Origin of the sequence: Micrococcus sp. KRD096 (genome assembly GCF_017168495.1) — a bacterium.
Classification (GTDB): domain Bacteria; phylum Actinomycetota; class Actinomycetes; order Actinomycetales; family Micrococcaceae; genus Micrococcus; species Micrococcus luteus.
In genome coordinates, this window is sequence record NZ_JABFAY010000016.1 from 87,698 (window position 1) to 111,838 (window position 24,141).

21 protein-coding genes and 2 CRISPR repeat arrays are annotated in these 24,141 nt (G+C 71.9%); of the genes, 7 read left to right on the forward strand and 14 right to left on the reverse strand.

Features of this window, described 5'->3' with window-relative positions:
* Positions 1–7: 7 nt before the first annotated feature.
* The gene (locus tag J1M41_RS07540) at positions 8–844 is read right to left on the reverse strand and encodes a LysE family transporter (protein ID WP_342214082.1); all 837 of its coding nucleotides are present in this window, start codon (positions 842–844) and stop codon (positions 8–10) included.
* 69 nt (positions 845–913) lie between these two features.
* On the opposite strand from J1M41_RS07540, the gene J1M41_RS07545 reads away from it, so the two are divergent.
* On the forward strand, positions 914–1,837 hold the full coding sequence (locus J1M41_RS07545) for an ArgP/LysG family DNA-binding transcriptional regulator (protein ID WP_080981707.1): 924 nt from the start codon (positions 914–916) through the stop codon (positions 1,835–1,837).
* A gap of 94 nt (positions 1,838–1,931) precedes the next feature.
* Here the strand turns inward: J1M41_RS07545 and J1M41_RS07550 are convergent, their stop codons facing one another.
* The 12 genes from J1M41_RS07550 to cas3 all read right to left on the reverse strand — a co-directional run bounded on the left by J1M41_RS07550 (position 1,932) and on the right by cas3 (position 15,606).
* Complete coding sequence (locus J1M41_RS07550; protein WP_036314487.1) at positions 1,932–2,318, reverse strand: WGxxGxxG family protein; 387 nt, start codon at positions 2,316–2,318, stop codon at positions 1,932–1,934.
* 140 nt (positions 2,319–2,458) lie between these two features.
* Complete coding sequence (locus tag J1M41_RS07555; RefSeq protein ID WP_241247831.1) at positions 2,459–4,036, reverse strand: cell wall metabolism sensor histidine kinase WalK; 1,578 nt, start codon at positions 4,034–4,036, stop codon at positions 2,459–2,461.
* A 94-nt stretch (positions 4,037–4,130) separates the two neighbouring features.
* Positions 4,131–4,859 (reverse strand): response regulator transcription factor, encoded by a 729-nt coding sequence (locus J1M41_RS07560; RefSeq protein WP_036334475.1) that lies wholly within the window; start codon positions 4,857–4,859, stop codon positions 4,131–4,133.
* Between the two features lie 333 nt (positions 4,860–5,192).
* Complete coding sequence (locus tag J1M41_RS07565) at positions 5,193–5,936, reverse strand: ubiquinone/menaquinone biosynthesis methyltransferase (RefSeq protein WP_159305688.1); 744 nt, start codon at positions 5,934–5,936, stop codon at positions 5,193–5,195.
* 144 nt (positions 5,937–6,080) lie between these two features.
* Positions 6,081–6,413: a CRISPR direct-repeat array (repeat unit 28 nt; unit sequence GGCTCATCCCCGCTCGCGCGGGGAGCAC).
* A gap of 51 nt (positions 6,414–6,464) precedes the next feature.
* The gene (cas2e, locus tag J1M41_RS07570) at positions 6,465–6,908 is read right to left on the reverse strand and encodes a type I-E CRISPR-associated endoribonuclease Cas2e (RefSeq protein WP_342214083.1); all 444 of its coding nucleotides are present in this window, start codon (positions 6,906–6,908) and stop codon (positions 6,465–6,467) included.
* Positions 6,848–7,789 (reverse strand): type I-E CRISPR-associated endonuclease Cas1e, encoded by a 942-nt coding sequence (gene cas1e / locus J1M41_RS07575; RefSeq protein ID WP_073117312.1) that lies wholly within the window; start codon positions 7,787–7,789, stop codon positions 6,848–6,850. The genes cas2e and cas1e overlap by 61 nt, the downstream gene beginning before the upstream one ends.
* A 2-nt stretch (positions 7,790–7,791) precedes the next feature.
* Positions 7,792–8,475 (reverse strand): type I-E CRISPR-associated protein Cas6/Cse3/CasE, encoded by a 684-nt coding sequence (gene cas6e / locus J1M41_RS07580; protein WP_256598160.1) that lies wholly within the window; start codon positions 8,473–8,475, stop codon positions 7,792–7,794.
* A complete protein-coding gene (gene cas5e, locus J1M41_RS07585) occupies positions 8,472–9,281 on the reverse strand; it encodes a type I-E CRISPR-associated protein Cas5/CasD (RefSeq protein WP_342214084.1) in 810 nt (269 codons plus the stop codon). Before cas5e ends, cas6e begins: the two co-directional genes overlap by 4 nt.
* Positions 9,167–10,336, reverse strand: coding sequence for a type I-E CRISPR-associated protein Cas7/Cse4/CasC (gene cas7e, locus J1M41_RS07590; protein WP_073117314.1), 1,170 nt, complete (start codon positions 10,334–10,336; stop codon positions 9,167–9,169). Before cas7e ends, cas5e begins: the two co-directional genes overlap by 115 nt.
* Before the next feature lie 46 nt (positions 10,337–10,382).
* Entirely contained in the window at positions 10,383–11,048 is a 666-nt protein-coding gene (casB, locus tag J1M41_RS07595; protein WP_073117315.1) for a type I-E CRISPR-associated protein Cse2/CasB, read from the reverse strand.
* Positions 11,049–11,095: 47 nt separating this feature from the next.
* The gene (gene casA, locus J1M41_RS07600) at positions 11,096–12,772 is read right to left on the reverse strand and encodes a type I-E CRISPR-associated protein Cse1/CasA (protein ID WP_073117316.1); all 1,677 of its coding nucleotides are present in this window, start codon (positions 12,770–12,772) and stop codon (positions 11,096–11,098) included.
* Positions 12,769–15,606 (reverse strand): CRISPR-associated helicase Cas3', encoded by a 2,838-nt coding sequence (gene cas3, locus J1M41_RS07605; RefSeq protein WP_206451477.1) that lies wholly within the window; start codon positions 15,604–15,606, stop codon positions 12,769–12,771. Before cas3 ends, casA begins: the two co-directional genes overlap by 4 nt.
* A 392-nt stretch (positions 15,607–15,998) precedes the next feature.
* On the opposite strand from cas3, the gene J1M41_RS07610 reads away from it, so the two are divergent.
* On the forward strand, positions 15,999–16,664 hold the full coding sequence (locus tag J1M41_RS07610; protein WP_073117318.1) for an SDR family oxidoreductase: 666 nt from the start codon (positions 15,999–16,001) through the stop codon (positions 16,662–16,664).
* 27 nt (positions 16,665–16,691) lie between these two features.
* Here J1M41_RS07610 and J1M41_RS07615 read toward each other — a convergent pair whose 3' ends face one another.
* A complete protein-coding gene (locus J1M41_RS07615) occupies positions 16,692–17,378 on the reverse strand; it encodes a Pr6Pr family membrane protein (RefSeq protein WP_342214085.1) in 687 nt (228 codons plus the stop codon).
* 134 nt (positions 17,379–17,512) lie between these two features.
* Here J1M41_RS07615 and J1M41_RS07620 point away from each other — a divergent pair, with 134 nt between their 5' ends.
* The 5 genes from J1M41_RS07620 to J1M41_RS07640 are packed head-to-tail and all read left to right on the forward strand — an operon-like array spanning position 17,513 to position 22,639.
* The gene (locus tag J1M41_RS07620; RefSeq protein WP_115165666.1) at positions 17,513–18,589 is read left to right on the forward strand and encodes an iron-siderophore ABC transporter substrate-binding protein; all 1,077 of its coding nucleotides are present in this window, start codon (positions 17,513–17,515) and stop codon (positions 18,587–18,589) included.
* Positions 18,590–18,598: 9 nt separating this feature from the next.
* The gene (locus J1M41_RS07625) at positions 18,599–19,654 is read left to right on the forward strand and encodes an iron ABC transporter permease (protein WP_206451478.1); all 1,056 of its coding nucleotides are present in this window, start codon (positions 18,599–18,601) and stop codon (positions 19,652–19,654) included.
* Positions 19,651–20,721 (forward strand): iron chelate uptake ABC transporter family permease subunit, encoded by a 1,071-nt coding sequence (locus J1M41_RS07630; RefSeq protein WP_206451479.1) that lies wholly within the window; start codon positions 19,651–19,653, stop codon positions 20,719–20,721. The genes J1M41_RS07625 and J1M41_RS07630 overlap by 4 nt, the downstream gene beginning before the upstream one ends.
* Complete coding sequence (locus tag J1M41_RS07635; protein WP_206451480.1) at positions 20,718–21,587, forward strand: ABC transporter ATP-binding protein; 870 nt, start codon at positions 20,718–20,720, stop codon at positions 21,585–21,587. The genes J1M41_RS07630 and J1M41_RS07635 overlap by 4 nt, the downstream gene beginning before the upstream one ends.
* Positions 21,584–22,639 carry a siderophore-interacting protein gene (locus J1M41_RS07640; protein WP_073117449.1) on the forward strand — a complete coding sequence of 352 codons (1,056 nt, stop codon included), beginning with the start codon at positions 21,584–21,586 and terminating at the stop codon, positions 22,637–22,639. Before J1M41_RS07635 ends, J1M41_RS07640 begins: the two co-directional genes overlap by 4 nt.
* A 10-nt stretch (positions 22,640–22,649) precedes the next feature.
* Positions 22,650–24,015: a CRISPR direct-repeat array (repeat unit 28 nt; unit sequence GGCTCATCCCCGCTCGCGCGGGGAGCAC).
* Positions 24,016–24,141 lie beyond the last annotated feature (126 nt).

Genomic DNA, 24,141 nt, shown 5'->3' on the forward strand with positions numbered 1-24,141 from the left:
GGGCGGCTCAGAGGAGCGTGAGCCCCACCTTCACGGCGATTCCCAGCATGAGCACGCCCACCACGGCGTCCACGATCCGCCACGTCCGCGCCGAGTCCATGGACGGGGCGAGCTTGGTGCCGCCCCAGCCGAGCGCGGTGAACCACACGAGCGAGGCCGCCACCGCGCCGCCCACGTACGCCCACTTCGCCGCCCCGAACGTCTGCGCGAAGGTGCCCATCATCACCACCGTGTCGAGGATGGCGTGCGGGTTCACCAGGGAGACGGACAGCGCCAGCAGGATGATCCGCGGCAGCGGCGTCTGCGGGCGGTCCAGCGCCACGCGGCGCGGCTGCACGCACTGCCGCACCGCCACCGACCCGCCGCCCGAGGGAGCGCCGAAGCCGGGCGCGCCGTCGTCGTGACGCCCGACGCCGGCCCCGGCCGGCTCGCGGTCGCGCTCGGCCAGGCGGCCGGTCGCCGGGTCGATCAGCGGCAGCTCACCGGTGAGGACCGCGAGGTCGATGCGGTCGGGGCCGTGCCCGGTCCCCTCGACGTCCGCGGCCGCGGTGCTGAGGGTCCGGTCCCCGCGCCAGGCGGAGCGCAGCGCGCCCGCGGCGAACCCGAGGAGGTAGACCACGCCGGCCACGGTCAGCGCGGGCACGAGCCACGGCCAGCGATCGGCCACCACGCCCACACCGCCGGCGCCGAGCACGAGCAGCGCCACATCGGCCACGAAGCACACGGTCAGGACGGTCCACACGCGGTCGCGTCGGACGATCTGGCGCAGCAGGAACAGGGTCTGCGCGCCGATGGCGACGATGAGGGCGAGGTAGGTCAGGAATCCGGTGGCGAAGATGGTCACCGAGCGAGGATAGGAGCCGTCCCACGTCCGTGCCATCGCGATCTTCTTCAGGATCTGAAGACATCCTTCATGGCGACCCCTACCCTGGACCGCATGAACTCCGACCACCTGCGCGCCCTCGTCGCGGCCGTCGACCACGGCACCTTCGATGCCGCCGCGGACTCCCTGCGGATCTCCGGCTCGGCCTTCTCGCAGCGGATCAAGGCCCTGGAGCGGCAGGTGGGCCAGGTGCTCCTGGCCCGCACCGTCCCCGTCCGGCCGACCGCGGCCGGCGAGCGCATGCTCCGTCTCGCCCGGCAGACCCTCGCGCTCGAGGACGAGGCGCTCGCCGCGCTCGGCCGGGGCGATGGCGGCCGCGTGCCGCTGCGCGTGGCCCTCAACGCGGATTCCCTCGACACGTGGTGGGAGCCCGTGCTGCGCGAGGCGGCGACGTGGGACGACGTCGTCCTGCAGATGCAGTCCGAGGACCAGGAGCACACCGCCGTCCTGCTGCGGGACGGCGCGGTCGTGGCGGCCGTGACGGACGACCCCACGCCCGTGGCCGGGTGCACCTCCACCCCGCTGGGCACGATGCGCTATCACGCGGTGTGCGCGTCCTTCCTGCTGGAGCTGCACCGCGACGCGCGGGGCCGGGTCGACTTCGGCACGCTGCCGATCGTGGACTACGGCCCCCGCGACGGCCTGCAGCACACGGTGCTGCGCCGCGTCACCCGCGGCCGGCCCGTGGCCGACCCGCCGACCCACCTGGTGCCGTCCGTGCACGCGTATCTGCGGGCAGTGGAGCTCGGGCTGGGGTGGGGCATGCTCCCCTCGGTGCAGATCCCGCCGGGCGTGCTCGAGGGCCGGCACCCCGATCTCGAGCCGATCCCGGCCCTCGGCGCGGCCGACGTGCACCTGCACTGGCAGCGCTGGACGGCCGGGACCGCGGCCCTGGACCGCCTCACGGACGCGGTGCTGCGCGCCGCGCCCTCGGCGGGGGACACCGCGGACTGACGGGCGCATTCGAGACCCGCCCCGGACGCGCCGCGACCCCCGCCGGAGGGGCGGGGGTCGCGGTCACGGGCCGCTCGGGGCGGCCGGGGTCGGGTCAGCGGGCGTCGCCGGTGCCCGGGCGGCGGGTGTCCGCGCCCTCGGCGCGCACGTCGCCGGCGCGGTCGTCCACGCGGTGCACGTCATGGTCGCGGTGCGCGCCGCCCACGTGGTGGTCGCGGCGCACGGGCTCGGCGTGCACCTCACGCTTGCGGCGGCCGGCCAGGCCCGCCAGGCCCAGCAGGCCGGCCAGGCCCCACAGGCCCCAGTTGCCGTTGTCGTCCTTCTCCTCCTCCTGGGGGGCGGGCGACTCGGAGGCCGGTGCCGTCGTGGCGGCCTCGGTGGCCGGGGCCGTGGTCTGCGCGACGGCGGCGGGGGCACCGAGGCCGGTGACGACGGCGGCGGCGAGGGTCAGGGCAGTGGCGGTGCGGCGGATGTCAGTCATGTTCGTGCTCCTCTCACCGGCGGCCTTCGCCGACCGGCGTCGGGGTGGATCGGCCGGAAGTCCCGGACGACCCTTTCGGTCATACACAGGCACCGTACATACAGGGGGGTGGGGGTACGTCAACGGTTGCCGTCCCGGGGTCAGGGCCGGCCGGCCCGGGCGGAGCCGCAGCAGGAGCCCGCAGCCCCCGGCCCGGCGCGCCCCGGGGTGCAGGGCACGACGACGTCGAAACGCGTCCACCCGCCCTCGGACGCCACGGTCACGTCCCCGCCATGGCTGCGCGCGATCGAGCGCACGATGGCCAGACCCAGACCCGTGGACGGCTCCGTGCCCGAGGCGCTCGTCCGGCCCTTCCCGGGGCCGCGGACGAAGCGGTGGAAGAGGGTGGCGTGTCGGTCGGCCGGGATGCCGCCGCCGTCGTCGTGGACGCTGACGAGCATGAGGCCGGGCCGGGGCTGGTCCTGCCGCACGGAGGCCGTGACGGTGGTCCCGACGGGGGTGTGCTTGGCCGCGTTGGAGAGCAGGTTGCCGACCACGCGGGCCAGCTGCGACCGGTCACCGGTGACGGACCGCTGGGTGCCCGGCTCCACCCCCTCGGGCAGGTCCACCACCCACGTGTGGTCCGGCCACGCCGCGCGGGCGTCCATCACCCCCTCGAGGACCACCTCGGACAGATCCACCCGTTCGGCCAGCGCCACCTCCTCGGAGGGCTCCAGGCCCATGGCCCGGCCGCGCGAGACGGACTCGAGCCGTTCGAGCAGGAGCATGTCGTCCACGAGGGCGGCCATCCGGTCGGCCTGGAACAGCACCCGGCCGAGCGACCGCCGACCAGTCGCGGAGAGCTCTTCCGTCATCGCGATCATCTCGGCGTAGCCGCGCACCGAGGCGAGCGGCGTGCGCAGCTCGTGGGAGGCGTCCGCCATGAACCGGCGCATCTGCTGCTCCTGCACGCGGCGCTGCTCCAGGGCCGCCTCGACCGAGCCGGTGAACCGGTCGAGCGCCTGGGCGACGACAGCCACCTCGTCCGGCCCCTCCAGGAGCCGAGGCGGCATGCGTGAGTCCTCCGGATCGAGCCCGGCGCGGGCCATGTCCACCTGGGCGACCCGCTCGGCGACGGCGGCGACCTCGCGCAGCGGGGCCAGTCCCCGACGCAGCCACAGGGTCACCAGGATCGCGGTGGTGAGGACGGTGACGGACAGTCCGACGGCGACCGCGAGCAGCGCCTGCCGTGTGACGTCGGACATGGCGCCCGTCGGCGCCCCCACCACGAGCACCTGGTCCGCGGCCACCCAGGGGCCCGGCGCGGTCAGGGTCTGGGCCTGGACGCGATAGGAGACGTCGCCGACGACGGCGTCCAGTATCGGCCCGCCCGGCCGGTCCCGGAGGGCGTGCAGAAGGTCGTTGGCCTCCCGCGCCGTGAGCGGCACGGACTCCCCGGCGTCACCGACCCGGTGCCCGATGAGGGCGTCCTGCTGATGCTCCTCCAGACCGGAGAGCGGGACGAGCGCGACCACCGTGCCCTCGGGCTGGCCGAGGGTACCCGGCACGCGGAGGTCCCCCTGCCCCGGGCCGCCGTCGCCCCCTCCGCCCGGCGAGGGGGCCGTCAGCTGCTCCGAAGCGCGGATCCATGCTTCGGAGGCGTCCCGGGAGGCGGATTCGGTCAGCAGCGCCTTCGTGATGCCGGCCGCGTAGAACGAGTAGGCCAGGATGGTGGCCATCAGGATCAGAAGGACGCCGGCGCCGATGCGTCGGGCCAGCGACGTGGGCCGCCTGCGGCGGGTGCTGCCGTGCCCCGACGGGACCGCGGCGGTCTCAGGCGGGCCGGATGACATACCCGGCGCCGCGGACGGTGTGGATCATGGGATCCCGATCCGCGTCGATCTTCTTCCGCAGGTAGGAGATGTACAGCTCGACGATGTTCGCGCGGCCGCCGAAGTCGTAGCCCCAGACGTCCTGCAGGATGCGCTCCTTGGAGAGCACCGTGCGGACGTTGGCCATGAGGAACTTCAGCAGGTTGTACTGCGTGGCCGTCAGCTCGATCTCGTCGCCGCCGCGGGTCACCTCGTGGGTGCGGGTGTTCATCACCAGGTCGCCGACCACGAGCACCTCGGAGCCGCCCGAGACCACACCGGAACGCTGCACGAGCCGGTGTGCGCGGATGAGCACCTCCTCCATCGAGAAGGGCTTGGTCACGTAGTCGTCGCCGCCGGCGGCCAGGCCCGCCACACGGTCCTCCGTCGCGTCCTTGGCGGTGAGGAACATGGCGGGCATCTCCGACCAGTGGGCGCGCAGGCGCTCCAGGACGTCCAGGCCGTCCATGTCCGGCAGCATGACGTCCAGGATCGCCAGGTCCGGCCGGCCGGCGGCGCCCAGCTCGACGGCGGTCGCGCCGTCGTGGGCCACGATCACCTCCCAGCCGCAGAGGGTGAAGCCCATGGAGAGCAGGTCGGCGATCATCGGCTCGTCGTCCACGACGAGCACCCGCACCGGTGCGCCGTCCGGGTGCGAGAGCTCGGGCAGGACCTTCTTCAGCTCCGCCATGGATGACGGGCCGGTGGTGCTCTGGATGGGGCTCACAAGGTTCCTCTACGTTCAAGAGACGGTTCACGGTGCCCACGCGGGCGTCACGGGCTGCGGGGGACGAGCGCCTCGCGACGGAGGGCGACGCCGTTCCGGGGGATGACGGACGGGCGGCGACCGGAGGCCGGGGGGTGCGCGGGTCCCCCCTCGACGGAGCCCCATGCTACGCGGACCAGCCGGGTCGGCCCAGAGTCTTCTCGGAACGCGGACATCAGCGTGACTCGTCACAGCCCTGACACATCCGGCGGCGCCACCGGGGCCGCCTCACGCCCACGCCGCGCCGCGTGGCCCGCGTCAGTCGACCGGCTTCATGGCCCAGTGCGTGGCCAGGGTGCCGAACATGTGGGTCTCGTGCCCGATGTTCACGAAGCCGGCGTCCGCGAAGAGGTCCGCGACCTCGTCCGGCGTGTGGAACGCCTTCGTCGAGGAGGACAGGTACGCGTAGGCCTCCGGCCGGTCGGCGATCAGCTTCGCCAGCTGTGGCATCACCCGGTGGATGTAGAAGGAGGAGAAGGGCTTGAGCACGTTGTCCGGCGCCGGTGACGTCTCGAGGGCCGCGACCCAGCCGCCCGGGCGCAGCACACGGAACTGCTCGGCGAGGGTCGCCGGGATGTCCGCGACGTTGCGCAGCAGGTAGCCGTGGGTCACGGCGTCGAACGAGCCGGCCTCGAACGGCAGGTCCGTCGCGTCCGCGACGACCCACTCGATGCGCTCCCCGCCCGCGCGGGCACGGCCGACCTCCATCATCTCGGCGGCGATGTCGGCGCCCACCACCTGCGCGTCGGGGTGCTGCTTGAGCACCTCGAACGCGAGGTCCCCGGTGCCGGTGGCCAGGTCGAGCACGCGGGCCTGCGCGGGGATGTTGGCCCGCGCCACCGTGCGGCGCACCAGGCGCGGCTCCTGACCCCATGTCATGACGGCGTTCATCAGGTCGTAGCGGCCGGCGATGGCGTCGAACATCGCGGAGACCCGGTCGTGGTGGTCGGCGGCGCCGCGCTGCGCGTCGCCGCGCGGGGCGGGGAGGGGGTTCTGGCTCACCAGGCCACCGTATCCCGCGCGCGGCCGGTCCGGGTCGGGAGCATCGGGGCGATCAACTCCCATTGGGTGTCAGAGAGCATCTGGAACCGGGACATGTCCCCAGGGTCTCAGCTGACTCGTGCATCTATTCTCAGACACGCCCTAGGCTCATCCCCGCTCGCGCGGGGAGCACACGTGGAAGCCGCCGCACAATGGAAGCACGCCGGGCTCATCCCCGCTCGCGCGGGGAGCACGCCGATGGCGACTTCACCGCCCTGGACGACCTGGGCTCATCCCCGCTCGCGCGGGGAGCACAACAGTCCGAGGGGATGCTCTCGTCCATGTGGAGGCTCATCCCCGCTCGCGCGGGGAGCACGTCCACGGGGACGTATTGGTTGCGGTTGATCCAGGCTCATCCCCGCTCGCGCGGGGAGCACAACGCCGGGGCGAGGACCTCGAACTGGGACTGGGGCTCATCCCCGCTCGCGCGGGGAGCACACTCGAGAATTGGCCCAATCACTAGCCTACTGACTCATCAGCCCAGACGAATCATTCACTTTCGCGGTGTTGATCTCGTCGCCACGACGGTCGCAACGCACGCTGCCCTCGACGGGCAACACTCCATCCAGTCCGTCTCTGGGCCTCCATGGAGGGCGGGCCGTCCGGCAGTGGACGTCTCATCAAGGTGAGGCCCTTCACGTCAACTGGACGCCAGTGGTGGCGGTGCGTCTCAACGCGGAGCCGTTGCTCCGTGGCCGCCGAGTAGATCAACAACGCACGACCTTCTTTGATTGATTCTCTGGTCTTCTTCCAGAGCTCCTCCCGGATGCGGGCAGAGGGGTTCCCCACGAAAACGCCCGCATCGACTTCCATCAGCCACCGAGTCAGTTCGCCTCGCAGCCCTGCCGGGGCAGCTGTCAGAACGAGCACCATCACAATTCGTCCCCATAGCTCACGCCGCCCGGGACAACCTGGCCCCCTCGGCCGCTCCATAGCGAGAGCACTTCATCCTGCTCCCAACCCTCCATCAAGACGTCCTCACCGAGGAGCAGTTCCGTAACATCCCGGGCGATCCGTTCCATAAGCCTCAGCCGGACGACCGCATCTCGAACAGCCCGCCGGACGTCCGTCTCCACATCGGCGCCCGCGGTCGCCGCCACCTCGAATGCCGCTGGTATCGCGACGTCTGCCTTGTACAGATCGGCGATGTCGTACACGAACGACCTGTCATTGCCGGTGTGCACAAACCCGAGTCCGGCAGAGCAGCCGAGCGCCACCACGACGGCATGCACCACGCCATAGAGGGCCGTGTTGGCCACCGTGAGGGCACGGTTCACGACGTCGCCATCATCGAAGCTCTCAGGGTCGTAGTCCCGACGGGTCCACTCCACGTCGAAACGCTCCGCCATCCGCCGATAGGTTTGTCTGACCCGGGCACCCTCGCGCCCCCGCAGTTGCTGCATCGTCATCGACGAAACGTCCTCCCCGGGGAAGCGCATCGCGTACATTCGACGCGCCACGGCAAGGCGCGAACGGGTGGTCGCGACCAACTCCGCCTGACGCATCAGCAGCCTCGTTGAACGTGCCAGGCCACGGCCGTGCGCGTAGTAGCGCACGCCGTTCTCTCCGACCCACACGACGGACGCACCGGAATCCCCCAGCAGAGACATCGCGGCGTGCGTGACCCGGGTGCCCGGCCCGAGCAGAAGGCAGCCCAGAGCGGCAGAGGGGATGTGGAGCACCCCGTCCTGGTCCGTCGCCGTGATCGCGTTCCCGTCACGGTGGATGGTCGCCCGTTCGAGATACACGAAAGAGAGACGGTCCGTCACCCGTGTCAGTTCACGAGCCTCCATACGTGGGCGGGCCGGACTCATACTCAGCTCGCCACCGGCCGCAGCGTCATGAGACCGCACCCGTATCCCTTGGCCCGTCCCATGCCGTCCTGCAACGACTGCCGCAGACGGTCGGCGTCCTCGACCGTCAGGACTCCGTCGAACTGCACCACCCGCAGCGTCACCCGATTGAGAGGCTTCTCTGCGCCCTCTCGGCCACGGCCGAAACGTTCGTCCCGGCGCCGGGTCACTGTCAGCGCCGCCCGGTCACCTTCTCCAGCTCGGGGGACCGTGAAGCCCCAACCGGGAGCGCGGGCCTCCAACCAGGCCATCTGTTGTTCCGGCGTGACGTGAGGGAGCAGGCGGCTGCGGCGTCCGTCTGCCTGCGCCTTGGCCTTCACAGGATTGGCCGCCAGGCGAAACGCCCAGTGCTGGCCCCGCGCGAGACGCCCCAAGAACGGGCCGTAGTCCGCAGACTGCCATGTCTGTCCCGCCCATCCAGCCTGTTCGACGAGATGGGTGAGGTCTGGCTCAACGGGGCTGGTGACGTAGAGAGTGTGCCGGTGTCCGTCGCGATCCACGCGCCATAGCACTCGACCGTCCATGTCATCGTGCGCCTCAGGGGAGAAGCCGGCCATCACGGCCGCGTGCATGGCCTGCCGGTCTCCCAGCAGACTCCGCCCGCCACGTGTGGCCCCATTGATCGACATCCTCGACAGCACGCTCACGCGCCCACCACCGCCTCCCAGAAGGGGTCCACCCGGTCCCGCCCCTCCGTGTTCGCCACGATGTGCGGTTCCGGCATGTGCACCGACCGCCAACCGTACTCCCGGCGGGCCGGGTCGAAGCTGAGGGGGAGATCCTGCACCCGCTCTTCGACCGGCTCACCTGGGCGGGCATCCCGATAGATCGGCAGGGGCACCTGAGTCCCCCGGGTCTTCCGGTACCAGCCGGATGCCTGCCAGGCGACACTCCGCAAGGCCTCCTCGACCTCGAGATCACTCACCCCCAGTACCAGGTCTGGGCCAGCGGGACATGCGCGACGCCCCAGATACAGCGGATAGGAGGGCGTCGCGAGTGCACCTTCAAGTGACTCGATAAGTTCCACCGGCCCACTGATGGCGGCGACGAAACACGCGTCCTGGAGGTAATAGCGTTCGCTCAGTCGCGCGGATGATCGTTTCTCCCAGTCGATCGCCGTCTGGTAATCGCGGAGCAACGTTCCCGGCTGGTCCACCCGCACTCCGAATTCCAGTCCGGCGAGGTCCTCGACAGGGTCAGTCCGACGCCGGCCCTCTGAGGCTGCCAGCAGGCCCACTACCCCGGACTTCGTCGGAACCAGATGCGTCTCTCGACGCTGGTATCGGCTGGACGACCCCCACGCCTGTGACGGGGCCTTCAACTTCAAAAGCAGTGTCGTCACGCCATCGCCTCGCTCAGCTCCGCTTCGAGCTCCGTGAGCATGCTCTGACGATCCACCACGGGGCCCAGGGTCTCCACTGTGTCGGCGAGGCTCGGAGGCGCGATCACCCACGTCCGGCGAGCGGGCGACGCGTACATGCCATCGAGTGCGGCCGCCTCAGTGGCCAGGCGGGCTGCGGCCTCACGACGGCGGCCCCCCTCCACCTCGTTCGGCACCGGCTCCTCGAAGGCATTGACCCAAGAGACAGGCCGATCTTCGCGCACGGCGACGACGACAAGGTCGGGCAGGGTGGTGTTGGCGAAGGTGTTCTGCTTGCCGGTGGGCATGGAACGGATGAACGAGGTCACGAACGCTTGTGCCGCACGCAAGGCGGCCTCCTCTGAACCGAGGTTCGATGTCAACGCTTCCATGTTCACGTTGGCGTAGCGATAGAGGGTCGACGAGGTGAAGGTGACGGTGCCGATCATGCCGGCACCTGCCTCCTCGACATCCTCCCGAACGTCATCGACGGCCGTGAAGTAGTCGAACTCCGGTTCAGATGCGCTCACACCGATGGCATGGGCCACCTGAACCGAGGCGTCCACGTTGAAGTCGGCCGCATCGGCGATCATCCGCCCGAACATGGCGATGTCCACCGAATGCGCGTCGTCAAGGAGAGCCGCTGCCGCCTTCTTCGACCATGGCCCCTCCGGGGTGGCCACGATGGCCTCAGCCGCGGCGGTGATCTGCTTGTCACTCAGGAACATGAGATACCCCACCTCAGCGAACAGCGCCTCAAGCTGCTCTTCCTCGGCGGCTGCCGCCCTCCCCTTGGTCTTCTTCTCCGGTTTGAATCCCGCAGCCTTCAGGAGGGCCTCCACCCGTCCCGCGGCCTCGGCCAGTGCTTCCCGCTGGACCTCGTCTTGGATGTCGGCGTCCGGGGTCCCCTGCAGAGCGAGAACTCGTCGGGCGATCTTCTCCACCACACGCTTGGTGCGGACGCCGAGTTCGTCTGGCCGCAGCAGCTCTGCGAAGTCCTTTCGGATCGCACGCTTCCACGCCTGCGATGAGACGCGCTGCCGAGGCACACCCCCGAAGACTGCGGTCTTCGGGGCACCGGTGTCGTCCCGATTGATGTTGTTCGGCGGCAGGGTCTGCAAGGCGTGGATGTCGATGTACAGGCTCATGATGTCCTCCAGGGGCTGGTCGTGAGGGAAGAAGGGGATGGGGGGGTCAGTCGTCTGTGGTCTCGGTGCCGGGGGCCCTGCTCAGACCGGCGGCGTAGTCGCGCCCCCACCGCAGCACCACACCCCTGCGATGCTCTGGGTGGCGCAGCCGCCGCAGGTCTTCCGCCAGCCGTCCGTAGTCCAGCGGGACCCCATGGGCGCCCAGCAGTGAAACCAAAGAACGCAGGTGATAGCGCAGAGCGCGGGGAGTCGATGCGACCATCACTGCATCGAGACGTGCTTTGATCGACCCGCCGTCGGTCGCTCGGCGGAGTCGGGCGACAGCGGAGCCGACGCTGACTCCCTGGACATGCATCGGGGCCCGCTGGGACTGCTGATGGGAGGCGAAGAGCGTGATCGCCACGAAGGCGGCCCATTCCGCAGGCGAGGGCACGTCTCCACGCCCGACATCACGCGACGGAAGTTCGCCCAGAATGTCCTGGGCGACCGCGTTCCAGACCAGCGGGTCGTCTCCCGGTTCCTGGGCGACCGCCCGTCTGAGCAGGCTCAGGGTGGCCCTCGCACCGGCCTGCGCATGGGAGTCCCCGCTCAGGATGTTGCGCTGCAGCCGGTAGGCAGCGGAGGCGACGGCTTTGTACAGCGTCGGTTCTTCCGTCTCACGGGAGGCCAGCACAGGGTCCGCCTCTCGGCCTGGTGTCGCGGGGGTGGTCATGGGGTCCTCCTTGAATCCTGGGGTGATCGTGGGCGCATCGGCGCTGGTCATGCCTGGCCACGTGGCTGGGCCGGCTCGGCTTCGGCTGCACGACGGGACCGCCGACCCTCCCCGTCGAGGGCCTTGTGCAGGCCCCGGACGAATGTGGCCCAGGCCGTGGGTGCGGAATGAAGGCGACCGTCGGCGTCCTCCCGCCCAACGGCGGCAACCGGCCCCGCGCCGTTCACCAGAATCCGTCCATGCTCACGCAGGTGCCTCTCGACGGAACCGAACCACTGATCCCGGAGCTGAAGCAGGTCGGTCCCGGGCCGGACGCGGAGCAACCACTTCTTGAACGGCTCCGTGAGACCAGCCAAGGCCGCCTCCGTGGCCGCAGGAACGAACGCATACTCCCCGCCGGCGGCCTCGTGAAGGTTCCCGGCCAGTCGGCCAAGCCCGACGGCAGCATCCATCGTCAGCTCCGCGGCGGTGACGACCGTGTCCGCCACCGCGGGGTCGGAGTCCATCAACGCGGCCAATCGGAAGGGCATCTCCTCGCGGATTGTTGCTGTCACCACGGCATCTTGGGTTCCGTAGACGGCACCGACGAGCTCCACTCCGACCACCAGGTCGGCCATGTCCTCGTCCCGTACTGCGTCTCGGACGTCCTGCAGGCCGGTCACCGTCGCCGGTGCGCGATCTCGCGTCCTCACTGCTTCCATGCCGTCACGGACCAACAACGGCTCCACACCCCGCCACAGCGAGCGTGATTCGCTGTGGGCCTTCGGCATCGAGACGTCGTGCCCCGCCTTCTTACTCTGGGGTTCGCTGTGCCGGTACGCCGTCATCGGATCAGCGAAGGTGTTCTTGAGTTCGATCCGGTCGCCGTTCGCCACCACCACGCCGGTGACCCGGCCGTCTTCGACGCGTAGCCGGACGCGACGGATCTGCCAGGTGAGGAGTTCTCGAGGCCCTGCCGGCACTTCGACACCTCGGGGTGCAGCCGTGTCCGGTTCGCGTTCCCACACGGGCAGGTCAGACGCCGAGTCCTGCGTGAACACGGTCATGACCGGAGTGTTCAAGGCGAGCGTCTCGGCCAGGTTGCGGCCGTGAAGGACGACTCCCCCGGCCTTGCCGCTCCATCCGGTGCCGATGGGATAGCCCCTCCCTCCCTTGACGCGGGGGTCTCCGACGGCACCCGATTTGATGCCCGAGTAGTTCCAGGCATGCAAGTGCACCAGCCAGCGCGCCGCTTCATCGAGGGTCAACGACTCTGCCGCGGCCCCCGCGCGCAACGTGAAGTAGGGGGATTCGGCATCGGGCACGAGTTTGCGCACACTCGCCCACTCATCCTTGGCCGTGCGCAAGCCCGCAACCTGCATGAACGGGGCGCGGGCATCCAGGAGGTCCCACCGCGGCCGCACCCGCTCCCAGTAGTCGTCCAGCACTGCCAGACCCTGCTCGTCCTCGGTTCCCGTGAACTGGGCGAGCCACCATCGGCGCGCGTCTCGGGCGTTCCAGCCGGACAAGCGGGGATCGTCACGGTGCGCGCTCCACCAGGCGGCGAGGAGCGCCCTGAGGACCGCAATGTCCTGCTGGGGGCTCTCCCCGGCAATCCGTTCGATACGCCGGGCTTCCTGGAACACCTCACGCACAGAGAGCAGACGTTCTGATCCGTCTAAGGTGAGGACGCGCACCCACGGGCGGTCCACCAGGTTGAAGCTCTCCACCATCAACTCGGTCATCGCATTCCTTCGTTCGCTGGGCTGTTCCGGGCGCCGTCGATGAGTCCCAGTTCCACGTCGTAGCGCAAAGGGATGCCGGCTACGGTTGAACGACCCTCGTCGTCCACCGTGAGTTGAAGCTGGCCTCGCAGAAGCGGGGACTGCTGCCAGGCCGGGTCGGTCCGGCTCTCGAGTTCGTCAAGGGCCTTTTCGAAAAGCCACGGCCGTGAGAAGCGCGCGGGCAGCCGAACCGAGCACTCCGCCACTGCACGGGCCTGGTGCCGCGAAGGCACCTGTTGCGCAAAGATGACCTCTGTGTCCGGCCCGGCTCCCCATGGCACGTAGCCGCCCTCGGCCTCCTTGACGAGCAGGACCTCAAGCGTGGGCTCTGTGTCTCGGACCTGAGCCAGGCCGGCGGCCTCGCCGCGCTCCGTGGCCGGATCCTCCGCCGGACCGGCCCAGAGGTCGGCGAATGACTCCGCAGAATGCCCCCCGGGAAGAAGGAAACTCGCAGCTCGTCGACGAGACTCCTCCTGTTTCGCCGCCCAGCCAGACCGTTGCACCGCCCAGCCGTCACGCCACGCCTCGGGGACCACAGCGTCGTCTGTGTAGACCGAGCGGACAAGGCTCGGGATCTCTGTCGGCACTGACACTTCCCGCCCACCGTGGTGGAGGTCCAAGGCGGCCCACGTCGCCGTGAGAATCGCGGGCGGGTAGATCGTCTCCATCGCTGAGTCGAACACCGGCGCAGTCTCGCCGCATCCTCCATCGTCCGCGCCCCTAACCCATACCTGCGGCACTCGGCCCCACGCAGGGCGGTCAGACAAGGGGCGATCGTGCCGGTAGACGCGGCCTGATCTCTGCAACAAGAGGTCCATTGGCGCGATGTCGGTGATCATGCCGTCGAAATCGAGGTCCAGCGATTGCTCCACCACCTGGGTGGCGACGACGACCCGGCGCCAAGGGCGCCCCTCACCCCCAGTCGCCCTCGGCCCCAGTTCCGCGACCAGAGCGGACTCCTGAGCGATACGGTCGCGCGCGATGAACCGCGAATGCATGAGCACGGCATCGTCTCCGACGAGCCCGCGTGCGAGGGCGTAGGCATGTTGAGCCCGGGCCACCGTGTTGCACACGACCACCAGGCACCCACCCTCGGTAGAGCAGGGGGCGAGCAGTTCCGCGAGCGTCGCATCGTCGTCTGACACGGGAGCGAAGCGCACCTCAGAGCGCCTGCCCGATGGGGCTGATGCGACGGCGCGCACGCCGGCGTCGTCCGCCGAGGTCAACACCGGGTATGCCACACCCAGGTCGGGGACGGCGTCGAGGGACGGAGCCCCCCGTTTCCCGGAGGCGTACGCACTCACAAGCTCATCCTTGACGGCGGGGGGCAGAGTTGCTGAGAGCAGGATCACCGGCACGCCGTATGCGCCGAGCCACTGGAGGGAACGAGCCAGGTATTGGTTCATGTAGGCGTCGTAGGCGTGGCACTCGTCGATGACCACCACCTTGGATGCGAGTCCCAAGTGCCGCAGCATCATGTGTTTCGACTGCAACGCCATGAAGAGCACCTGGTCCACCGTGCCCACCGCCACCGAGGAGAGAATGCCCTTCTTCCGCCCACTCATCCATTGATGCGCCACCACGGACTGCGACCCTGCCTCCGGTTCATCGAGACCCACACCGCGCGCTCCCATGCCGACGAGTGGCAAGCCGGCGGCTTCCTCATTGAGGGCGGCCTTCGAATGGGCGAGCACGAGCGAGACCGGTCCAGCGCCACCGAGGTTGCGCTCAGTCCACGCGCGCACCCTGTGGAAGAGCGCGTCCGACGTCGCCATCGTGGGGGCGGCCACGATGACACCGCTCCTCCCCGTGCGCTCCATCAGCACGTGCGCGGCCATCAGCGCGGCCTCCGTCTTGCCCACCCCCATGGGGGCCTCGATGCAGAGAAGGCCAGCCCCCTCCATTTCGCGCGCTGCGCGCAGGACGTCCTCCTGGACAGGCCACGGTCGCCGCCCATTCGGCCACGAGAAGGAGGACTGGTAGGCATCCACGGCCTCCGTGGGCAACGATCGGCCCTTGACCGCTCCCGTGAGCTCCAGGAAGCCCATTGCCCGGGTCAGACGTGCCGGTTCATCAACCTCAGCTGCCGGCGTCAGGGGGAAGAGGTCCGGGTTGGAAGCGATCCAGTCCGCCATGACGACAAGCCCGGTCAGCAGCATCTGGTGGAATGCGGTCACATCCCCTCGCAAGACCCGTTCCACCACGGCGCGCGCCCCGAGGCGCTCGGTCAGACCAGCCAGAAGCTCATCTTGGACCTCGGTCCAAGCGGGGGCCATTGCGCCCGCGGCTTCGGCCTTGCGCAGATGCGGCCGGGCAGAGGGCAGGCCGTGATGCGTGCCCGCGACGGAGGCAAGCGCGTCGGCGGCGGATCTTGACCGGGTGAGCCCTTCGCTCACCAACCATCGCTTCACGGCGACCTGGCTCCCCGCCGCGTGAGGGAACCAATCAGCAGGTCCCGCAGGCCTGACCAGGGGAAGGCCTGCGTCGCGGATTCGCATGGCGAACGCACTCCGGCTCGGGTCCGACATGAGCTGCGCGGCGAACGCTGGTGTCGCCTTGCCGACGTCATGCACACCCGCCAGCCAGGCCGCGAGCACCTCACCCTCACCCTGGAGCTCGAGATCGGTGTCCAAACGACTCCGAAGCCCATGGGCGAGCCAGTTGTTCCAGAGCCATTTCCCGACCGCAGCGCTATCGGTCAGGTGCCGTGGGAGGTCCAGCCACTCCTCCGGCTCCGCCCCTGTCTTCGCCCACAGGCTCAGAGCCTGCGGGGACCATCCGGCCCGCGGTGTCATGGCCCCTCCTTAACGTGTCCGGCCCAGCCGCTTTTCTCATGCACAGCTCCCGCGCATGCCTGACACTAGCGCCCACTTGTGTGGAGCGCCACAATTTTCCACCCCCAAACCCCCGTACACAATACTTTCTAGGTCTTGCCAGGGGGATTAGTGTCGTTCCTGGTAGAAGGTCATTAGGCCGAGCCGAGCACCGCCGTCCGCGGTGATGAGCCCTATTGCGTACGAGGGCGGGCGCGAGGGTCCGACTGCTCCCGGAGCCATCCGGGATCCCGCCCAGGATGTGACGGTGCCTCGACGGCGACGTCGTCGCGCGCCGCTCCACCCTCGCACCGGCGTCGGGCTCTCCCTACTGTGGGAGGTCAGCACCCGATCGAACCGAAGGAGAGATCCCCATGACCCGCACCGTGATCATCGGCGGCCACGGCAAGGTGGCCCTGCTCGCCGCACCCCTGCTGGCGGAGGCCGGCCACGACGTCGTCTCCCTCATCCGCAACCCCGACCACGCCGAGGACGTCCGCGCCGCCGGCGCCGAGCCGCTCGTCCTGGACATCGAGAAGGCGGACCAGGAGGAGCTGGTCCACGCGCTGCGCGACGCGGACAACGTCGTGTTCTCCGCGGGCGCCGGCGGCGGGGACGCCCAGCGCACCCGAGCCGTGGACCACGACGCCGCCGTCGCCAGCATGCGCGCCGCCGAGGCCGCGGGCGTGCGCCGCTACGTGATGGTGTCCTACCTCGGCGCGTCCCTGCACCACGACGTGCCCGAGGACGACCCCTTCTACACGTACGCGCAGGCCAAGGCCGAGGCGGACGAGGCACTGCGGGACTCCGGGCTGGCCTGGACCATCCTCGGCCCCGGCGCCCTGACCGAGGAGGAGGCGTCCGGCCGCATCACCGTGGACCCGGACCTCTCCGGCTCCGACGCCTCGCAGCGTGAGGCCAGCCGCGGCAACGTCGCCCGGGCGATCGTGGCCGTGCTCAGCGAGCCGGGCACGGTGGGCCGGAAGATCGACTTCGTGGACGGCGACGTGCCCGTGGCCGAGGCCGTCCGCGGCGACTGACGCGCCGCCAGCGCCGGGGACGGCCCCTCAGGCCAGGCCGAGGCGGCGGTCCACGGTGCCGAGCACGCCCATGAGCCCGGTGAAGCCGGCCAGGATCCCGGCGAGCACGACGCCCACGCTGCGGCGGCCGAGCCGCGGCACGTCGAGGAACGGGTACGGGTACCAGTCGATGCGGGGCCCGCGCGCCATGGTCACCGCCGCCCACATCAGCGGGATGACCGAGGCCAGCCCGGCGCGCCGCGGCGTGATCTGCCCGCGCGGGTCGAACAGCGCCCACACCGCCGGGGCGAGCACGGGGTTGACGATGTGCTGCAGCGCGTCGTTGAACCGGTAGAGGAAGGTGTCCTGTTCGCGGCCGCGCAGCACCGCGTTGTAGACGATCCCCGTGACCATCACCGAGCCGAGGCCGGCGGTGCGCACGGCCCAGAACGTGTCCGACGTGGGCGCCTCACGACGCGCGGCCAGCGTGAGCGACGTGCCCGCGACCAGCGCGTTGGACAGCCACGTGAAGTACGCCGGCTGGTTGAGGGCGTGCGACCAGCCCGCGGGGAAACCGCCCTGATAGCCGACGCCCGGGATCACCATGGAGTCCTTGGACATCCCGATGGGGAACGAGGTCAGGCACCCGATCAGCGGCAGTGCCCCCGAGACCTGCCACGCCAGGCGGCTCCGACGGTCCACCGGCGGCACGGGACGCGGCTGCAGCCGGGACACGACGGCGTGCGCGATCCGCTCACGGACCCCCTGCGGGGCGGGGCGGGTGCGGCGGACGGAGGGCAGGCTGACGCCCGCAGACCCGACCCCCTCCGCCCGGCGCCCGCGCGTCGCGACCGTGAAAGGCCACCACCATGGCACCGTCCCCCCTGTCCCGCCGCTCCCTCCTCGCCGGCGGGGGAGTCGGCCTCACCCTCCTGCTCGCCGCGTGCTCCACCGGCCCGGCCGGAGGCTCGGCCTCGTCCTCGTCTGCCGGTGCGTCGTCGTCGGACGCCGCGGGCGGGGACGCCGCGTTCCCCCGCAGCATCGAGCACGTCTACGGCACCACCGAGATCCCGCAGCGCCCGACCCGCGTGGCCACCGTGTCCTGGGTGAACCAGGACGTGACCCTCGCCCTCGGGGTGGTGCCGGTGGGCATGGCCGCCGTGGAGTTCGGGGGGAACGCGGAGAAGTCCACCGACTGGTTCGACGCGAAGCTCGCCGAGACCGAGGGCGCCCAGAAGCCCGTGCAGTGGTCCGAGGCCTCCGGCATCGACGCCGAGGCGATCGCCGCCGTGAAGCCGGACGTCATCCTCGCCGTCTACTCCGGCATCACGCAGGAGGACTACGACCGCCTCTCGAAGATCGCCCCCACCGTGGCCTACCCGAAGGACGTCCCCGCCTACGGCACCTCGTGGCAGCAGTCCACGGAGGTCATCGGCCGCGTGCTCGGCAAGGAGCAGGAGGCGGAGGAGCTCATCGCGGACCTCGAGCAGCAGATCAAGGACGCCGGCGAGAAGCACGCGGACCTCCAGGGCGCCTCCTTCGTCTACGGCACCATCGACCCCGCCGCCGCGGACCAGATCAGCATCTACACGGACGTGGACAACCGCCCGAAGTTCCTCGAGCTGCTCGGCATGGAGCAGGCGCCGGTGGTGACGGAGAACTCCCCGGAGGACCAGGCGTTCTTCTTCACGTGGTCGCCCGAGCGCGCGGACGAGCTGGAGTCGGACGTGTTCGTCTCCTGGGCCGCCCAGGACTCGGTCCGCGAGGCCATCGAGTCCGACCCCCTGCTGGGCTCGATCCCGGCCGTGAAGGCCGGCGCCCTCGTCCTGCAGACGGACGAGCAGGAGGTCCTCTCCGTCTCCGCGATCTCCCCGCTGTCCATCCCGTTCGCGCTCGAGAAGGTCGTCCCGCCGATCGCCGAGGCCGCGAAGACCGCGCAGGGCTGATCCCACCCCATGCCGTCCACGGCCCTCTCCTCCCCGGCCCGCGCCCGCGCGGGCGTGCTGATGGGCGCCCTGCCAGCGGCGCTGCTGCTGGCGACGCTCGTGGCCGGCGTCGCCCTCGGCGCGCGCACCGTGCCGGCGACGACGGCGCTCGACACCCTGGGCGCGGTCCTCACCGGGCACCCCGTGCCGGAGGGCATCGAGGCGGCGGCCGTGGCCTCCCGCGTGCCCCGCGTGGTGACGGGGGCGCTGGTGGGGGCGGCGCTGGCCGTGGCCGGCGCGGCCCTGCAGGGGGCCACCCGCAACCCGCTCGGCGACCCGGGGCTGCTCGGGCTCTCCGCCGGCGCGGGGCTGGCCGTGGCGGCGGGCATGGCGCTGGGCGTCGCCGGGTCCACGTTCGGGGTGCTGGCGCTGGCCGCCGTCGGGACGCTGATCGCGGCGGCGCTCGGCTACGCGGTGGCGGCGGCCGCCACGCGGAGAGGACGGACGCCCGGCGCCCCCTCCCCCATGGCGCTCGTGCTGGCCGGCGCGGCGCTCACCGCCGGCGCCACCGCCGGCACCACGGCGCTGCTCGTGCTCTCCCCCACGGTCCAGGACCGACTGCGGTTCTGGGCCGTGGGCACGGTGGCCCGCGCCGACCTCGGCGAGGCGCTCGCCCTGGCGCCCGTGATCGCCGTCGGGCTGCTGGCCGCCGTCGCCGTGGCCCCCGGGCTCGACGCCCTCGCCCTCGGCGACGACCTCGCGCACGGCCTGGGCGGGCGCCCGGAGCGGGTGCGCGCGGTGCTGCTGGGCGCGGTCGTGCTGCTCACGGCCGCGGCGGTGGCGCTGGCCGGGCCGGTCGGGTTCGTGGGGCTGCTCGTGCCCCACGCGCTGCGCCGTCTGCGGCCGCCGAGCACGCGGGCCCTGATGGTCGGCTGCGCCCTGTGGGGCGCCGTCCTCGTGATCCTCGCGGACCTCGCCGGGCGGCTCGTCGTGGCGCCCGGGGAGATCCACCTCGGGGTGACCACCGTCCTGCTCGGCGTGCCCGTGCTGCTGGCGCTGCTGCGCCGCCCGGGGGTGGCCGCATGAGCCTCCAGCGCACCGCCTCGGACGACGTCGTCGCCCGCCTGCGCCGCTCCGACCGGCGCCGCCTCGGATGGGCCTGTGCGGGCCTCGCCGTGGCCGTGCTGGCCCTCGCCCTGCTGCGCGTGGTGTGGGGCGCGTACCAGGTGACCGTCCCGGACCTCGTGCGGATCCTGGGCGGGGAAGTGATCCCGGGAGCGAGCTTCATCGTGCTGGAGGAGAAGCTGCCCCGCGCCGTGGCCGCGGTGCTCACCGGCGCCGCCCTGGGCGCGGCCGGCGCGCTCTACCGGCGCACGCTGCGCAACCCCCTGGCCTCGCCGGACATCCTGGGCGTCACCCAGGGCGCCGCGGCGGCGGTCGTGCTGGGAATGCTGGCGACCGCCGGGCAGACCGGCGGAGGATCGGACCTGATGCGCGCCGCCACGGCACTGATCGGTGGCCTCGCGGCGGTGGTCGCCGTGTTCGCCACGGCCCGCTCGGTGGGCGGCGAACGGTTCGTCGTGGCCGGCATCGCGGTGGCGGCGGCGGGCCAGGCCGTGGTGGCCGGGGCCATGCTCTCGCTGGCCCAGCACGACCTGCAGTCAGCCACCGTCTGGATCGCCGGCTCGCTCAACGGCGTCACGTGGAGGCGCATCGCGCTGCTCGCGGGCGTGCTCGTGGCCGCCCTGCCGCTGGCGGGGGTGCTGCACGCGCGGCTGGCCCCCGCCGACGTCGGCCCGGACCTCGCGCACGCCCTCGGCGCCCGGCCGCGCCCCACCTCGGCCGCGGCGCTGGGGCTCGGCGCGGTGCTGGCCGCCGTGGCGACCGCCGTCGTGGGGCCGCTGGCGTTCGTGGCGCTGCTGGCCACCCCGGTGGCGCGCGGGCTCACCCGCGGCCTGCCCTCCCTGCCCGCCGCGGCGCTCACGGGCGCCGCGCTCGTGCTGCTCGCGGACCTCGTGGCCGGCGAGGCCGTCCCCCTGCTCACCGGCGCCGCCCTGCCCACCGGTGTGCTCACCGGCGCCGCCGGCGCCCCGCTCATGCTCTGGCTGCTGCTGCGCCAGGGCCGGACCCCAGGAGGCGTGCGCTCCGCATGACCGCTCCCCCGCTCACCGTCCCGTCCCCCGCCGCACCGCGCGCCGGGGCCGCCGACGACGTCGCGATCCGCCTGCGCGGCCTGACGCTCGGCTACGGCCCGGCCTCGGCACCGCCGATCGTCGAGGACCTCGACCTGGACGTGCCCGCCGGGCGCGTCACCGCGATCATCGGCGCCAACGGCTGCGGCAAGTCCACGCTGCTGCGCGGCCTGACCCGCCAGCTCGTCCCGCGCGCCGGGAGCATCGAGGTGCTCGGCCGGGACGCCGCCCGCGTGTCCGCGCGCGACTACGCCCGCACCGTGGCGCTGCTGCCCCAGCATCCCGTGGCGCCCGAGGGCATGACGGTGGCGCAGCTCGTGGCGCGCGGCCGTCACCCACACCGCGGGCTCCTGGGCGGCCGGGCGGCCGGCGACGACGCCGCGATCGCCTCGGCGCTCGAGCGCACCGACCTCGGCGAGCTCGCTGAGCGCGAGGCCGGCACGCTCTCCGGCGGGCAGCGGCAGCGGGCGTGGCTCGCCCTCGTGCTCGCCCAGCAGACCCCGGTGGTGCTCCTCGACGAGCCCACGAGCTACCTCGACCTCAGCCATCAGGTGGAGGTGCTCGACCTGGTGCGCGCGCTCCCGGACCCGCGCGGCGGGGGCCGGGCGACCGTCGTCGCGGTGCTGCACGAGCTGAACCTGGCGGCGCGCAGTGCGGACCACATCGTGGCGATGGCCGCGGGCCGGGTGGTGGCGCAGGGCACGCCGGGCGAGGTGATCGTGCCGGAGGTGCTGGCCGAGGTGTTCGGCCTGGACGCGGACGTGGTGGCCGACCCGCTGCTGGGCCACCCCGTGGTGCTGCCGCGGGGGGACGGGGACCGCCGATGAGCGCCGACGGCATGATCGTGGCGCACACGCGCGTGGTGTCCGTGGAGCAGCCGTGCCGCGGGTTCCGGCGGATCGTGCTGGCGGGCCCGGACCTGGAGGCCGCCAGCGGGGACCTGCTGGGACTGCTGCCGCCCGGCGTCGCCGACCTGCACGCCCTGTACCGGGGCGCGCGGCCGCGCCGGGACGCCTATGTGAAGCTGCTGATCCCCCCGCCGGGCGGGACGTCGGCGGACCCGGACCTGTCCGCCGGGTTCCGCGCCGGGTTCCTGGCCATCCCCGAGGAGGAGCGCGGCTGGATGCGCACGTACACGGTGCGCTCGGCCGGGCTCGTGCGGCTCGACGGGCGGCAGGTGCCCTCGCTGACCGTGGACGTGGTGCTGCACGGCGACCCGGACGACCCCGCCGACCCGCATCAGGGGCCGGGCCTGCGCTGGGCGCGCGCCGTCCAGGCGGGGGACGCGGTGAACGTGCTGGTGCCCTCGGCGGAGGCGCCGGCGTGGTCCGGCTGGCGGCAGACGGGGGCGCACCGGGTGCTGGCCGTGGGCGACGAGACCGCCGTCCCCGCCCTGGTGTCCGTGGCGGAGGAGCTCGCGGACCCGTTCGGCGGGTTCGACGGCGAGGCGGACCTCGTGCTCGAGCTGCCCCACGACGGGCAGGCCGCCGACCTCATCGCCGAGCGCCTGGCCGTCCCCGAGCCGTGGGACTGGCGGGCCGTCACGGAGCTGGCGGACCGGGGCCGCGTGCGCCTGCACGTGGGCCGCCGGGCGCCGGGGGCGCCGTCGGGGTCCTGGGCGCACGCCCGCCTCGCCGCCCTGCTGGGCGTGGACCCCGACGACGCCGGCGGGCCGGTCCCGCCGCCCGCGGCCTCCGCCGAGCGCGAGTGGACCGTCGCCGCCCTCGAGGCCGACGAACGGCCCGAGGCCTACGTGTTCCTCGCCGGGGAGTCCGCGATGGTGCGCGCCCTGCGCCGGCTCAGCGTGGGCCCCGGCGGCGTGCCGAAGAAGCACGTCTCCTTCATGGGCTACTGGCGGGAGGGCCAGGCGGAGAGCTGAGGAGTGGGGTGGCGGTGGAGCGCCGCTCGTGGGAGCACGCCATCCAGGCCATGGCGGCTGGCGCCGGCACCGGCCCATCCCTACTCGCGCGGGGAGCACGCAGGAGAGTCCGGCGCGGCCCTCTGGCGGGAGGGCTCATCCCCGCTCGCGCGGGGAGCACGGATCACGAGGGTGCAGACGTTGGCGGTGTTGGGGCTCATCCCCGCTCACGCGGGGAGCACGCGGACGGCCCGGACGCTGACCGGCTCATGGACGGCTCATCCCCGCTCGCGCGGGGAGCACCCTGCTCGATCCTCACCATGTGCGGGTTGAGGAGGCTCATCCCCGCTCGCGCGGGGAGCACGTCTCACGGGGATACGACGGGAACGGGGTGTGGGGCTCATCCCCGCTCGCGCGGGGAGCACCCGGCCCGTTGGCTTGAGCTGGATCACCCCCAGGGCTCATCCCCGCTCGCGCGGGGAGCACGCGATGTTCGTCGCAGCCTCATCAGCGGTCAGGGGCTCATCCCCGCTCGCGCGGGGAGCACAAGCTGCGACACCTCGAGCAGGGGCCACCGTGGGGCTCATCCCCGCTCGCGCGGGGAGCACAAGCCCGGCACACCAGGGTTCGCGCACCACCTGGGCTCATCCCCGCTCGCGCGGGGAGCACTGCATCCCGTTGGTCGGGGACGGCATCCGGAAGGGCTCATCCCCGCTCGCGCGGGGAGCACCAACGGGATCCGCTTCTTCCTGTGCGATGACTTGGCTCATCCCCGCTCGCGCGGGGAGCACACTCGTCATCAGGGAGATTCAGCACCAGGGGCTCATCCCCGCTCGCGCGGGGAGCACCCGGGCAGCTCCCGCACCTCGTTCCTCCGCGCGGGCTCATCCCCGCTCGCGCGGGGAGCACTCGCACGGCACGCCGTGGTACGCCGCCGCGACCGGCTCATCCCCGCTCGCGCGGGGAGCACTTTCCGCGAAGCGGATGCAGCCCGGCGACATGGGGCTCATCCCCGCTCGCGCGGGGAGCACTCCATGATCTGCCCACGGGTGGGGTGGTCGAGGGGCTCATCCCCGCTCGCGCGGGGAGCACACCATGAACACCACACAGAAGACCCCGACCGAGGGCTCATCCCCGCTCGCGCGGGGAGCACAAGCTGAAGCCGATCTTCAACGCGGTCGGGGACGGCTCATCCCCGCTCGCGCGGGGAGCACTTGTCTCCGAGGTCGGCGACGACGAGGCCGCAGGGCTCATCCCCGCTCGCGCGGGGAGCACCATTTGTTCGGCGCGGGCTTGGTGGATGGCGCGGGCTCATCCCCGCTCGCGCGGGGAGCACGCGTCGGTGACGGCGTCCACGAGGGCCTGTGGGGGCTCATCCCCGCTCGCGCGGGGAGCACTAGGGCGTGTCTGAGAATAGATGCACGAGTCAGCTGAGACCCTGGGGACATGTCCCGGTTCCAGATGCTCTCTGACACCCAATGGGAGTTGATCGCCCCGATGCTCCCGACCCGGACCGGCCGCGC